Source organism: Salinisphaera sp. (genome assembly GCF_035690525.1).
In the GTDB taxonomy this organism is placed as follows: domain Bacteria; phylum Pseudomonadota; class Gammaproteobacteria; order Nevskiales; family Salinisphaeraceae; genus Salinisphaera.
Genome location: NZ_DASSKM010000045.1, coordinates 1 through 11,685, shown reverse-complemented (window position 1 = coordinate 11,685; position 11,685 = coordinate 1). Strand labels below are relative to the sequence as shown.

The 11,685-nt window shown below is 65.8% G+C and carries 14 protein-coding genes; 9 read left to right on the top strand and 5 right to left on the bottom strand.

Annotation, left to right across the window (positions count from 1 at the left end; translation table 11 throughout):
* From VFJ08_RS03510 to VFJ08_RS03500, 3 genes are all read right to left on the bottom strand, one after another.
* Positions 1 to 940, bottom strand: a 940-nt coding sequence (locus VFJ08_RS03510) for a pitrilysin family protein (RefSeq protein WP_324995220.1), incomplete at its 3' end; no start/stop codon positions are given.
* A gap of 141 nt (positions 941 to 1,081) precedes the next feature.
* On the bottom strand, positions 1,082 to 1,783 hold the full coding sequence (locus VFJ08_RS03505) for an SHOCT domain-containing protein (protein ID WP_324995218.1): 702 nt from the start codon (positions 1,781 to 1,783) through the stop codon (positions 1,082 to 1,084).
* 44 nt (positions 1,784 to 1,827) lie between these two features.
* Positions 1,828 to 2,577: an SDR family NAD(P)-dependent oxidoreductase gene (locus VFJ08_RS03500; RefSeq protein WP_324995216.1), complete on the bottom strand. Its 750-nt coding sequence runs from the start codon at positions 2,575 to 2,577 to the stop codon at positions 1,828 to 1,830.
* A gap of 218 nt (positions 2,578 to 2,795) precedes the next feature.
* Between VFJ08_RS03500 and VFJ08_RS03495 the strand changes: the two genes are divergently transcribed.
* The 3 genes from VFJ08_RS03495 (at position 2,796) to VFJ08_RS03485 (ending at position 5,148) form a co-directional block, all read left to right on the top strand.
* Positions 2,796 to 4,058, top strand: a complete 1,263-nt coding sequence (locus tag VFJ08_RS03495) for a Glu/Leu/Phe/Val dehydrogenase (protein WP_324995214.1) — start codon at positions 2,796 to 2,798, stop codon at positions 4,056 to 4,058.
* A gap of 118 nt (positions 4,059 to 4,176) precedes the next feature.
* Complete coding sequence (locus VFJ08_RS03490; protein ID WP_324995212.1) at positions 4,177 to 4,605, top strand: DUF3237 domain-containing protein; 429 nt, start codon at positions 4,177 to 4,179, stop codon at positions 4,603 to 4,605.
* An 18-nt stretch (positions 4,606 to 4,623) separates the two neighbouring features.
* The gene (locus VFJ08_RS03485) at positions 4,624 to 5,148 is read left to right on the top strand and encodes a MarR family winged helix-turn-helix transcriptional regulator (RefSeq protein ID WP_324995210.1); all 525 of its coding nucleotides are present in this window, start codon (positions 4,624 to 4,626) and stop codon (positions 5,146 to 5,148) included.
* Here VFJ08_RS03485 and VFJ08_RS03480 read toward each other — a convergent pair.
* Complete coding sequence (locus VFJ08_RS03480; RefSeq protein ID WP_324995208.1) at positions 5,145 to 6,116, bottom strand: TerC/Alx family metal homeostasis membrane protein; 972 nt, start codon at positions 6,114 to 6,116, stop codon at positions 5,145 to 5,147. The two genes, VFJ08_RS03485 and VFJ08_RS03480, sit on opposite strands and share 4 nt — an antisense overlap.
* A 167-nt stretch (positions 6,117 to 6,283) precedes the next feature.
* Between VFJ08_RS03480 and VFJ08_RS03475 the strand changes: the two genes are divergently transcribed.
* From VFJ08_RS03475 to VFJ08_RS03455, 5 genes are all read left to right on the top strand, one after another.
* The gene (locus VFJ08_RS03475; RefSeq protein WP_324995206.1) at positions 6,284 to 6,862 is read left to right on the top strand and encodes a TIGR00730 family Rossman fold protein; all 579 of its coding nucleotides are present in this window, start codon (positions 6,284 to 6,286) and stop codon (positions 6,860 to 6,862) included.
* A 3-nt stretch (positions 6,863 to 6,865) separates the two neighbouring features.
* Positions 6,866 to 7,495, top strand: a complete 630-nt coding sequence (locus tag VFJ08_RS03470) for an exonuclease domain-containing protein (RefSeq protein WP_324995204.1) — start codon at positions 6,866 to 6,868, stop codon at positions 7,493 to 7,495.
* A 93-nt stretch (positions 7,496 to 7,588) separates the two neighbouring features.
* Positions 7,589 to 8,032, top strand: coding sequence for a type II 3-dehydroquinate dehydratase (gene aroQ, locus VFJ08_RS03465; protein WP_324995202.1), 444 nt, complete (start codon positions 7,589 to 7,591; stop codon positions 8,030 to 8,032).
* Positions 8,029 to 9,483, top strand: a complete 1,455-nt coding sequence (locus tag VFJ08_RS03460; protein WP_324995200.1) for an aldehyde dehydrogenase family protein — start codon at positions 8,029 to 8,031, stop codon at positions 9,481 to 9,483. Before aroQ ends, VFJ08_RS03460 begins: the two co-directional genes overlap by 4 nt.
* 147 nt (positions 9,484 to 9,630) lie before the next feature.
* Positions 9,631 to 10,557: an oxygenase MpaB family protein gene (locus tag VFJ08_RS03455; RefSeq protein WP_324995198.1), complete on the top strand. Its 927-nt coding sequence runs from the start codon at positions 9,631 to 9,633 to the stop codon at positions 10,555 to 10,557.
* 31 nt (positions 10,558 to 10,588) lie between these two features.
* Here the strand turns inward: VFJ08_RS03455 and VFJ08_RS03450 are convergent, their stop codons facing one another.
* A complete protein-coding gene (locus tag VFJ08_RS03450) occupies positions 10,589 to 10,732 on the bottom strand; it encodes a hypothetical protein (RefSeq protein WP_324995196.1) in 144 nt (47 codons plus the stop codon).
* A gap of 186 nt (positions 10,733 to 10,918) precedes the next feature.
* Here VFJ08_RS03450 and VFJ08_RS03445 point away from each other — a divergent pair, with 186 nt between their 5' ends.
* Positions 10,919 to 11,668: an IS5 family transposase gene (locus VFJ08_RS03445; RefSeq protein ID WP_324995194.1), complete on the top strand. Its 750-nt coding sequence runs from the start codon at positions 10,919 to 10,921 to the stop codon at positions 11,666 to 11,668.
* Positions 11,669 to 11,685: the final 17 nt, after the last annotated feature.

Sequence of the window (11,685 nt, the reverse complement as noted above, 5' to 3'; positions counted from 1 at the left end):
CGCGCGGATTGTTGAGCACACTGGCCAGCACTTCGGTGGTGGCCATGGCCTGCACATCGCGGCTGCCGGGGGCACGTGATCCGATCAGCGCAAAGCCGTAGCCGCTGTCGGTGGGCATACGGATGGTCTTGGAGTCGACCTTGCCGGGGTCGACCGGCCTGCGCTCCGGCAGTTCCTGCGACGGAATACCGCCGAACATATCCTCTACTGCGGCGAGAATGTTGTCGGCATCGACGTCGCCGGCGACCACCAGCACCGCGTTGTTCGGCGCGTACCACCGGTTGTGAAACGTCTGGAGCATCTTGGCCGTCGTCTGCTCGAACGACTCGCGGGTGCCGAGCGCGTCGTGCGCATAGGGCGTACCCTTGTAGAGCGTTTTGCGCATGCGCTTGATCGCGACCTGGAGCGGCGAGGACATATCCTGACTGACTTCCTGCTCGATCGCGCCGCGCTCCTGTTTCCAGTCGGCCGGCTTGTCCAGCACGCTCTGCATGCGCTCGGATTGCAACCGCAGGGCAACCTCGGTGAACTGGCTCGGTACGGTGTAGTAGTAGGTGGTCGAGTCGTTGGTGGTAAAGGCGTTGGAATGCCCGCCGAGCGCGGCGCCGAGCGCGGCGATCTGCTCGGCCGACAGCGTCTTTGTGCCACGGAACATCATGTGCTCCTGGGCGTGCGCCATGCCGGGAAAGCCTTTCGGCGCTTCGCGCGAGCCGACTTGGTAGGTCAGCATCGTGGTCGCCACCGGCGCCAGCCGATCCGGCACCACGATCACCTGCAGGCCGTTCTTCAGCGTCTCGCGGACGACTTGGTCGTTCCTCGACGCGCCGGCGGCGGCCTTGGACGGCTGGGTGTCCCCGGTCGACGACGTGTCGGCCCAGGCGGTCTGGACGCCGACAGCCACGACAGCCGCGGCGGCGATCGGTAGAACGTGTTTGAACATCGAATTTTCCCTCGTGGCCCGATTGTGCCGGCCGCGCAAATAGTGCCTGTGTATCACGAAGCGCGGCGTGCCGGAAAAACGATTATGGCTTCGGCCCGAGGATAGCGGCTAGGGTGAGCCCTCACCCACGGCCGCGCGGCGTCACAGACGCGAGAGCAGCTCGGTCTTCTTGGCGCTGAATTCCTCGCCGGTGATCAAGCCCCGATCGCGCAGCTCGCCGAGGCGCTCGATGGCCGCGAAGATGTCATTGTCGGCACGGGCCGACGGCGTCTCGGTGGATGGCGCGTCCGGACCTGCGACCGGATCGTCCACCGGTGTCAACGAGGCCAGATCGATGGTGCCGTGCTGGCTGATAAACCGCACGTTGCCGTGCACGTCGTCCTGCTGCTGCGCGATGCCGGAAACACGATGATCGCCGGTATCGAAAATCCGCATCCGCCCGTGCTGGATCAATACCAGACGCCGGCGCTCGGCGAACCAGGCATAATGCAGGCCGCCCTGACTGCCGGTGGCGCTGGGCGTGCCTAAAGATTCGGGCCACGCCGGCGCGCTGTTCGGGCCCCGCTCGATCAGCGGGCCTTCGGCTTCGTAGACACCGGCGATTTCGTTGCACAGCGCGTCGACCCTGGCGCGCAGGCTATGATTTAACGGCTCGCCGAGCATGATCATGCCGCCCTGCATCCATTGGCCGGGGCCGCCGAATTCGGGATGATCGAACGCAGCCATTCCGCCCCAGCCGGCGTCGACGGCGCGCATCATATGCCCGACCGCGTCGCTGCTGAAGCCGTGCCGCTGTGCCAGTTCCTCGGCAATTTGTTCGGTATGGGCTGTAAGAGGTGACATGGCGCTCACCGGTAGTTCGATGAATCCAGTGTGGGAACGAAGCTTCAGATGCCGCCGTCGACGTCCAGGAAGGCGCCGGTGGTGAAGCGCGCTTCGGTGAGATACAAAATCGCCTCGGCAATATCCTCGGGCGTGCCGATCTTGCCCAGCGGAATACCGGCCGGGGCTTTTTGCGGCTTGTCGGGCTGACCGCCGCTGGCATGGATTTCGGTGTCGATCACGCCGGGGCGCACGGCGTTGACGCGGATGTTCTCGGCCGCGACTTCACGCGCCAGACCCTCGGTGAAGGTATCGATCGCGCCCTTGGAGGCGCCGTAGTCGATATACGTGCCGGCGCCACCGCCGCCGCCGGCGTGACTCGCCGCGGATGAGACGTTGACGATCACGCCACCCGCGCCGCCGCGTGCGCTGCCCATGCGCCGGATCGCCTCGCGGGCACAAACGAAGGGCCCAACGACATTGATCTTCATCATGCGCTCGATGCGCGCCGCGCTCATGTCGGCGACCGCGCTTGGCTCGTCGACGATGCCGGCGTTGTTGACCAGGGCGGTGACCGGGCCGAGATGTTCGTCGACGGCCCGGAACATCGCCACGACGTCGTCCTCGTTCGAGACGTCCGCTTGCACTGCAATCGCGCGGCCGCCGTCCTCTTCGATCGCGGAGACCACGGCCTCGGCCGCTGTGCGATTGGCGCGGAAATTCACCGCCACGGCATAGCCGTACTTGGCCGCCATCAACGAGGTGGCGGCGCCGATGCCCCGGCTGCCGCCGGTGACGATCATCACTTTAGCCATGAATCGATCCGGTTGAAAAACGATGCCACCAGTTTAGGGGCTGTTGGCGTTTCACGCGACGCCGCGCCACAGAATTTATTTTACAGTATCCATTTCCTGGCGCGCTTCATGCTTACACGAGGGCGATGGCGACCTAACACAGGGAAGATACGGGTTCCAAACACCGGCCCCGGCGCGTCAGCCTCGGCATAATAGTTTTGCACCAGTGCCATTCGCATATGCCCAGTTTGTTCGACGGCGCCAGTGCGCGCATCCAGGCCGCGCTCGAGCATATCGAGATTTCGCAGGATGTCGCCCAGCGGCTGGCGCAACCCGACGCCGCACTCAAGGTCGGCGTGCCGCTACGCCACGACGATGGCCGGATGACCGTGTTCTCGGGCTATCGCGTCCGCTACGACACCGCGCTCGGGCCGGCCAAGGGCGGTATACGCTTTCATCCCGACGTCGGTGCGGACGAGGTTTCGACGCTGGCATTCTGGATGACCATGAAGTGTGCGGTCATGGGCCTGCCGTTCGGCGGCGGCAAGGGCGGCGTCGCGGTCGATCCCAAGCAGTTCTCGCCGGCCGAGCTGGAACGCCTGGCGCGCGCCTATATCGACCAGATCGCCGACTTCATCGGCCCCGACAGCGATATTCCCGCCCCGGACGTCAACACCAACCCGCGGGTGATGGGCTGGATGGCCGATCAATACCGCATCATCGCCCGCGCCCATACCCCGGATGTGATTACCGGCAAGCCGATCGAAATGGGCGGCTCGGCCGGACGCGCCACCGCCACCGGCGACGGCGCTTTTCACGTGCTCTCCACGATGATGCAGCGCTGGGGCCGGGAGGCCAAGGGCACCACGGTCGCCATACAGGGCTTCGGCAACGCCGGTCAGTGCTTCGCGAGACGATGCGCCGACGCCGGCTACACCGTGGTCGCGGTCAGCGATTCCTCGGGCGGAATCCACGACGCCGGCGGTTTGGATATCGACGCCGTGATCGAGACCAAGAACGACAAGGGCTCGGTGAGCGAGGCCGGCGGCGAAGCGATGTCCAACGCCGATCTGATCACGATGGAGGTCGATGTGCTGGCGCCGGCCGCGCTGGAATCGGTGATCACGTCCGACAATGCCGGCGACGTCGCCGCCGGCGTGATCGTGGAGATCGCCAACGGCCCGGTCGCCAGCGAAGCCGACGCCACCCTGATCGACAACCGCGTGCTAGTGCTGCCCGATATCCTGGCCAATGCCGGCGGCGTGACCGTGAGCTACTTCGAGTGGGCGCAAAACCGCCAAGCGTGGTATTGGGACGCCGACACCGTCGCCGAGCGCCTGGAACAGCGGATGGTCGAAGCCACGCATGCGCTGGCCGACCGGGCCGAGGACAACGATGTGGATCTGCGCACGGCCGCCTATATCCTCGCGCTCGAGCAGATTGAGAAGGCCACCGCGGCGGTGGGCACCAGCGAGTTCTTCCGTGTCGGCCGCGGCGCCTGAATCGCGGCCGGACGGGCCAGTGCGCTGGGCACGCGGCCGGGCGGCGGCTAAGCTGTGCGGCGCTCATGCCCCGTCCACGCCGATCATGACCGATGCCGCCGTCCCGCCGAAGCCGCCCGTGCTCACATTCATCGCCCACCTGGCGGTCGAGGTCGGCGCGCCGATCGATCTCGGCGAGGGCGCACAAGGCCGGCGCCGGTTCATACCGGTGGTGGGCGGCACGCTCGACGGCCCTTATCTGTCCGGTCGGATTCCGGCCGGCGGCGGCGACTGGCAGACCATCCGGGCCGACGGCGTGATCGACCTCGCCGCCCACTACAGCCTGGAACTCGACGACGGCACCCGGGTGGAATTCGATAATCGGGGGCTCCGTCACGGCGAAACCGAAGACGGCGAACCCGCCTCATCCTACTTTCAGACGACCGCGCGTCTAATCGCCCCACTCGGGCCGTATCAATGGGTGACACGGACGGTTTTCGTGGCCAGCGCCGAGCGGCGGCCCGCCGGGGTTGACCTCGATCTGTTCGCGTTAGGGGATTTGTCGTGATCTGACCAGGGAGCGATCGTGGAACATGCGAGTCTAGTGGTGGATTGGCGGGAGCGCTGCGAAAGCACGCGAACGCAGATCGAGGACCGCGGCCTGCGGCGGTTGATCGGCTACCAGTTACGGCGTGCCGAAATGGCCATGCAACAACGGTTTTCACTGGCGATCGGGGTGCCGTTTCAGTTACGCCAGGTCGAATTTTTCGCGCTCTCGCTGCTGGCGGAAAACCCGGCCGTGACCCATAAGCAGATCAGCGAGGCGCTGGCGATCGCGCCGTCGAACATGGTCGGCATCATGTCCGGCCTCAAAGCGCGCGATCTGGTCGCGCGCCGCGCCAATCCCGCCGACGGACGCTCCTTGTTCTGGGTGCTGACCGAGGCTGGCCGCGATCTCGTTCAGCGTGCCGGCGCCGCGGTCGCCCGGATGGAGGAAGACGCGCTCGGCCGGGCCGAACCGGAGCGCGACGAACTGGTGCGCGCCCTGAACGAGGTGTGGGCCGGAGACCCGCTCCGGCCGGCCTATGTTAGGGACATGTCCGCCGGCTAACCGCTTCGAGACGACTTGATCAGACTGGCGACGGTCGTGACCGCGAGCACGCCGATAATGATCGCCAGCGACAACCAAATCGGAATTTCCGGCACGGCCTTGATGGGGTGGCCGCCGTTAATGAACGGCAGTTCGTTGCCGTGCAGCGCCTCAAGGATCAGCTTGATGCCGATGAAGCCCAGAATCACCGCCAGCCCGAAAGACAGATACACCAGCCGATCGAGCAAGCCGCCGAGCAGATAGTACAACTGGATCAGGCCGAGCAGAGCGAAGGCGTTGGCGGTAAACACGATGTACGGCTCGTTGGTGAGGCCGTAGATCGCGGGGATCGAGTCCAGAGCGAACAGGATATCGGTGGCGCCGATGGCGACCATCACGATCAGCATGGGCGTGATCAGGCGCTTGCCGTTTTTCATTATCGTCAAGCGCGCTCCGTTGTATTCGTCGGTGGCCGGCAGATATTTCTGGGTGAGGCGGACCAGAATGTTGGGCTGGTATTCCTCGTTCTCGTCGTGCGAGGCGGTGGCCAGGCTGTAGGCGGTATAGAGTAGAAACGCGCCGAAGATATAGAACACCCAGGAAAAATGGGCGATCGCCGCCGCGCCGATGATGATGAAGATCGCGCGCAGGATCAGCGCGATCAACACCCCGACCAGCAACACTTTTTGCTGGTACGCCCTAGGCACCTCGAACGACCCCATGATGATCACGAACACGAACAAATTGTCGACCGACAGACTCATTTCGGTGATATAGCCGGCCAGGTATTCGATACCGTGGCTGTGTCCCCAAACGAACCACAGCCCGGCGCCGAAGATCAGCGCGGTGACCACGTAGAAGGCCGTCCAACTGCCGGCCTCGGTCAGCGACGGCTCGTGCGGCTTGCGCACATGGGCGACGAAGTCGAATATGAATAGGGCGCCGATGCCGGCGATGGTGGCGATCCAAACCCAGGCGGGTACGTCCATAACAGGATCTCTGTCAGCGTTGTCACGCACGCAATTCGCGTGCGTGGTGAGCTTACGTGAGCGCTCCGGCCTTTGCAGTCACGGTTTCTTAATGTCGCCGGGCCGAGAACTTCATATCGCCAGACCGGGGATTCTCGCCGCCCGCCAGGCGGTTTATCCTGACCCGGATGGATGCTGCCCAACCCAAGACCCATTGCTGGCTTTGTGTCTACTGCGGCTCGCGCGACGGGGGCGACCCCCGCTATCGCGAAGCCGCCGGCGCGCTCGGCGCCGAATTGGCCCGGACCGGCATCGGGCTGGTCTACGGCGGCGCGCGGGTCGGCCTGATGGGCGCGCTCGCCGATGCGGCGCTGGCGGCCGGCGGGCCGGTGCTCGGCGTCATCCCGCGCGGATTGGCGGCCCGCGAGGTCGCTCATGACGGGCTGACCGAACTGCGCGTGGTCGAGACCATGCACCAGCGCAAGCTGGCCATGATCGAGGCCGCGGATGGTTTCATCGCCATGCCGGGCGGCTTCGGCACGCTCGAGGAACTGTTCGAGGTGCTGACCTGGCACCAGATCGGCTGGCACGACAAGCCGGCCGGGCTGTTCGACGTGGCCGGCTTTTACCAGCCGCTGATCGCCTGCATGGCGCATATGCGCGATCGGGGTTTTGTCGGCGCCGAGCATGTCGCGCGGATCGCGGTTTCCGACGACGCCCGCGCCCTGATCGAACAGGTGGTCGCCGGACTGCCCGGCGCGGCCTAAACCGTGGCCCGGCCGATCGCGCCGCCCGACGCCCTGCGCTGCGATGCCAACGCGTTCGTCGCCGTGGACGTGGAAACCGCCAACGGCGACGCGGGCAGCATCTGCCAGATCGGCTTCGCCCGCTTCGCCAACGGCCGGCTGGTCGACAACTGGTCCTGGCTGGTGCACCCGCAGACCTATTTTTCCGCAGGCAATATCGCGATCCATGGCATCCGGCCGGGCGACGTCACCCATGCGCCCGACTGGGCCACCGTTCACGAGCGCGTCGCCGAGGCGCTCGCGGGCCGGATCGTGGTGTCGCATACCGCCTTCGATGTGACCGCCATCACCCGCGCCTGCCTGATCCACGGCCGGGCGCCGATCTCGGCTCGCTGGCTGGATTCGGTGCGCGTGGCGCGGCGCGCCTTTCCCGAACTCAAAACCCGCGGCGGCCACGGCCTGGCCAGCCTGAAACGCCATCTTGGACTCGACTTCGCCCATCACGACGCCGGCGAGGACGCACGGGCCGCCGGCCAGGTCGTGGCCGCCGCCGTCGCGGCGACCGGCCTTAGCGTGGCCGATTGGCTGATCGCCGCCCACCGCCCCGCGCGGGCCGTGATCGCCGAGTGGGAGGCGTCGCGCCCGCTGATTTAAGACCCGTTGCCAATCGCGCTGTCGCCGGCCGCGCCGGCTGACCTACACTTGGCCTACACTTAGGCCGTCCAATCCGGTGAAGGAGCGCGTGGCGTGAATATTCTGTTGCTCAACGGGCCTAATCTGAATCTGCTCGGCGACCGCGAGCCGGAGATCTACGGCGCGGACACGCTGGCCGATATCGAGCGCGGGCTAAGCGAGCACGCACGCGCCGCCGGGGCCGGGCTCGATTGCTTCCAAACCAATCATGAAGGCGAGGCGATCGACCGAATACATGCCGCGCGCGGCGTGGCCGATGCCCTCATCATCAACCCCGCGGCCTGGACGCATACCTCGATCGCCCTGCTCGATGCGCTCAACGCCTTCGCCGGACGCGTGGTGGAAGTGCATCTGTCGAACGTGCATAGGCGCGAATCCTTTCGCCACCGGTCCTATGTCTCGCTGCGCGCCGACGGCGTGATCGCCGGGCTCGGCGTGTACGGCTATCGCGCCGCGCTGGATTATGTGCTGAACGGCGCCGAACGGGGCACGGTATGAACGAAGTCGCACTGCGCATCGGTACCGCGCTGCGCGGCGCGGCGCACGGCGCCACCTTCGAACGCCGCAACCCCGCCGGCGGCGATGTCGTGACCCGCGCGGCGGCGGCCGGCGCCGCCGATGCAAACGCGGCGGCCGAAGCGGCCGGGCAGGCGTTCGAGTCCTGGTCGCAGACCGGCCCCGGGGTGCGCCGGGCGCGTCTTGCCGCCGCCGCCGATGAGATCGAAGCGCGCGCCGAGGCGTTCATGCAAGCCATGATCGACGAAACGGGATCAACCGCGGCCTGGGCCGGCTTCAACGTACAAGTGGCCGCCTCCATGCTGCGCGAGGCCGCCGCGCTCACTACCCAGATCCGGGGCGAAACCATCCCCAGCGATGTCCCGGGCAGCCTCGCCATGTCGCTGCGCGTGCCGTGCGGGCCGGTGCTCGGCATCGCGCCCTGGAACGCGCCGGTCATTCTCGGCGTGCGCGCGATCGCCACCGCGCTGGCCTGCGGCAACACCGTTGTGCTCAAGGCCTCGGAACGGTGCCCGATGGTGCATCATCTGATCGGTGAGGCGCTGGTGGCGGCCGACCTGGGCGACGGGATCGTCAACGTTGTCCACAATGCGCCGGATGCCGCGGCCGACGTCGTGACTGCGCTGATCGAGCATCCGGCGATCGCGCGCGTGAACTTCACCGGCTCCACCCGCGTCGGCCGTTTGATCGGCGAGAGCGCGGCCCGGCTCGGCAAGCCGGCGCTACTGGAACTCGGCGGCAAGGCGCCGCTCGTGGTCGCGCACGACGCCGATCTGGAAGCCGCGGTCGATGCGACCGTCTTCGGCGCCTTCTTCCACCAGGGCCAGATCTGCATGGCGACCGAACGCGTGGTCGTGGCGGCGTCAATCGCCGATGCCTTCGTCGGCCGGCTCGCCGCCCGCGTGGCCGAACTCAAGGCCGGCGATCCGCGCCGCGAAGCCACACCGCTGGGTACGCTGATCGGCGAATCCGCCCGCCGGCACTGCAACGCACTGATCGCGGACGCGACCGGCCTCGGCGCCAAGACGCTGACCGGCGGCGAGGCCGAGACCGTGATCATGCAGCCCACGGTGCTCGATCACGTGACCCCGGCCATGCGCGCGTATCACGAGGAATCCTTCGGCCCAATCGTGACCGTGGTCCGCGCGGCCGACGACGAGGATGCGCTCGTCGCCATCGCCAACGATACCGAATACGGGCTGGCCGCGGCGATATTCTCCGACAACGGCGCGCGGGCCCTGCGTATCGCCCGGCGCATCCGCTCGGGCATCTGTCATATCAACGCGCCCACCGTGCACGATGAAGCCCAAATGCCCTTCGGCGGGGTCAAGGCCTCCGGGCATGGTCGCTTCGGCGGCCAGGCCGGCATTGCCGAATTCACCGATCTGCGCTGGATCACGACCCAGACCGGGCCGCGGCGCTATCCGATCTGAGAGGGTGTTTACAAAACTACTGCGCTTGCCATTTCGGCCCCGTCCGGTGCTCGCTACGTTTTGTAAACACTCTTTGAGCGCATCGGAAGACATCTCAGGGCGTATAATCCAAGACCATTCACGACGATCGAGGCCGTCATCGTGGTCATGCCTACCGCGACATTCAGTCATCTGCTCAGGCCGGTGCACGAGCGCGTACGCGGCTGGATCATCGATACCGTGGCCACTCACGACAAGTTCGGCATCGACTACGACGCGCCGGTCGGCGATCTCGGGCTGTTCGGCCCGAACTCGGCGACCTGGAAGATCCATGCCGATTTCCCCGGCATGATGGCCGGCGGCATCGCCGCGCTCATGCTGCAGACGCTGCACCCGCGGGCGCTGGCCGGCGTCTGGGATCATTCGCGTTTCCGCGAGGACCCGCTCGGCCGGTTGCGCAACACCACGACCTTCGTCGCCGCGACCAGCTATGCGCCGAGCGCGGACGCCGAGCGCCTGATCGGCATCGTCGATCGCATGCATGCCCGCGTGGTCGGCGAAACCCCCGCGGGCGAATCCTACGACGCCCGCGATCCGGCGCTGTTGACCTGGGTGCACTGCACCGAAATGGCCATGTTTATCGAAGGCTACAAGCGCTATCGCCGGGCCGATCTGCCGGCCGGGGCCGAGGACCGCTATTTCGGCGAAACGCGCTGCATCGCCGAAAAGCTCGGCGCGCGCGACGTGCCGGCGTCCAGGCGCCAGATGACCGAGTATTTCGCCGCCGTGCAGCCCGAACTGCGCTTCGACGAGCGTTCGCGCGCGACCCTGGCCGTGCTGGAAGCGATGGATCTGCCGGTGCCGGTGGCCGGCGTGTCGCGGCGTACGTTTTTAGGCGCCGGCGCGGCGCTGCTGCCCGACTGGGCGCGGGCTCGCATGGGCCGATCGCGCCGCCAGCGCGTGGTCGACCGGGCGGCGGCGGCCGCGCTCGGCCGCGTCGCGCCCTTGATCCGCGCCTCGATGAGCGAGGGCGTGGCCATGCGCTCGGCCCGCCGCTGCGGCGCCGGGCGCGAGGCTTTGGCTTTTGCCGATTGAGTAGCTGTCGGACTTTAAATTCGTGAGCCGCTTATTGCACCGGAGGAACATGGGCATAAGGATTCGTCGGCAGGCCGGCGGCCATTAGATCGGCATCCGTGATTTCGCCGCCGGTGATGCCCCATTGCTCTATATCCGGCGCGATCTGGCTGTTGAAAGTATTGGTTTCCTCCATTTGTTGCACCGCCTCGTAAATTATATAACCGAGCGCGGCGCCGGCGCCGATGACGGCCGCTATATTGCTTATTCTTAACGACCGACTTGGCGACTAAGGCGTGTTGCCGTTTCGCTCCAAGCCATTGATTGTAGGAAAAGCAGGCTCGTATTGTGAAGTTACCACCAACACAACAACGAGCCTGCGATGGCCCGACAAATACTCACAGATGAGCATTGGTCGAAGCTCAAACGTATTTTGCTTGCCGAATCGATCTACGACAAACCGGATTTGCGCCTGACGGTTGAAGGCATGCTCTATCGCATGCGTACGGGCTGTCCGTGGCGCGACCTGCCCGAGGCCTTCGGCGCGTGGAATGCGATCTACAAGCGTTTCCGCGCTTGGTGCCAGAGCCACAAGTGGTGGCGGATCTTCAAGGCGGTGGTCAGCGACCCCGATCTGGAATGGGCGTTTATCGATGGCACCTACGCCAAAGCCCATCAACACAGCGCGGGCGCTGTGGGCCCGGATCCGCAAGCCATCGGCAAAAGCCGAGCGGGTCTGACCACCAAGCTGCATCTGGCGGTGGATGCCTACGGCCTGCCGATCGAGTTCAGGCTCACGGGCGGCCAAGTCCATGACTGTGTTGTGGCGCCTGTATTGATTGCCCAACTGCCGACTGCGCAGGCGATTGTGGGAGATAAGGGGTATGACAGCTTGCGCATTCGAGAACGGATTCACGCGCAAGGCAGTCAATGCGTCATTCCGCGAAAACGCAACTCGGTTCACGGCAACGATGATTTGGACCGAGGCGCCTATCGTGATCGACACCTCGTGGAAAATGCGTTTGCTCGATTAAAACAATACCGCGCACTGGCTTGTCGCTTTGATAAACTGAAAAAACACTATGAAGGCGTTGTCGCCATGGCGTGCGTACTCCTATGGCTGCCTATGTGAAACGGCAACACGCCCTA

Bases quoted from the DNA above. Each gene is read 5' to 3' on its own strand.
- VFJ08_RS03505 (WP_324995218.1), bottom strand. From the start codon at position 1,783: ATGTCACCTCTTACAGCCCATACCGAACAAATTGCCGAGGAACTGGCA.
- VFJ08_RS03500 (WP_324995216.1), bottom strand. From the start codon at position 2,577: ATGGCTAAAGTGATGATCGTCACCGGCGGCAGCCGGGGCATCGGCGCC.
- VFJ08_RS03495 (WP_324995214.1), top strand. From the start codon at position 2,796: ATGCCCAGTTTGTTCGACGGCGCCAGTGCGCGCATCCAGGCCGCGCTC.
- VFJ08_RS03480 (WP_324995208.1), bottom strand. From the start codon at position 6,116: ATGGACGTACCCGCCTGGGTTTGGATCGCCACCATCGCCGGCATCGGC.
- VFJ08_RS03475 (WP_324995206.1), top strand. From the start codon at position 6,284: ATGGATGCTGCCCAACCCAAGACCCATTGCTGGCTTTGTGTCTACTGC.
- VFJ08_RS03460 (WP_324995200.1), top strand. From the start codon at position 8,029: ATGAACGAAGTCGCACTGCGCATCGGTACCGCGCTGCGCGGCGCGGCG.
- VFJ08_RS03455 (WP_324995198.1), top strand. From the start codon at position 9,631: ATGCCTACCGCGACATTCAGTCATCTGCTCAGGCCGGTGCACGAGCGC.
- VFJ08_RS03450 (WP_324995196.1), bottom strand. From the start codon at position 10,732: ATGGAGGAAACCAATACTTTCAACAGCCAGATCGCGCCGGATATAGAG.
- VFJ08_RS03445 (WP_324995194.1), top strand. From the start codon at position 10,919: ATGGCCCGACAAATACTCACAGATGAGCATTGGTCGAAGCTCAAACGT.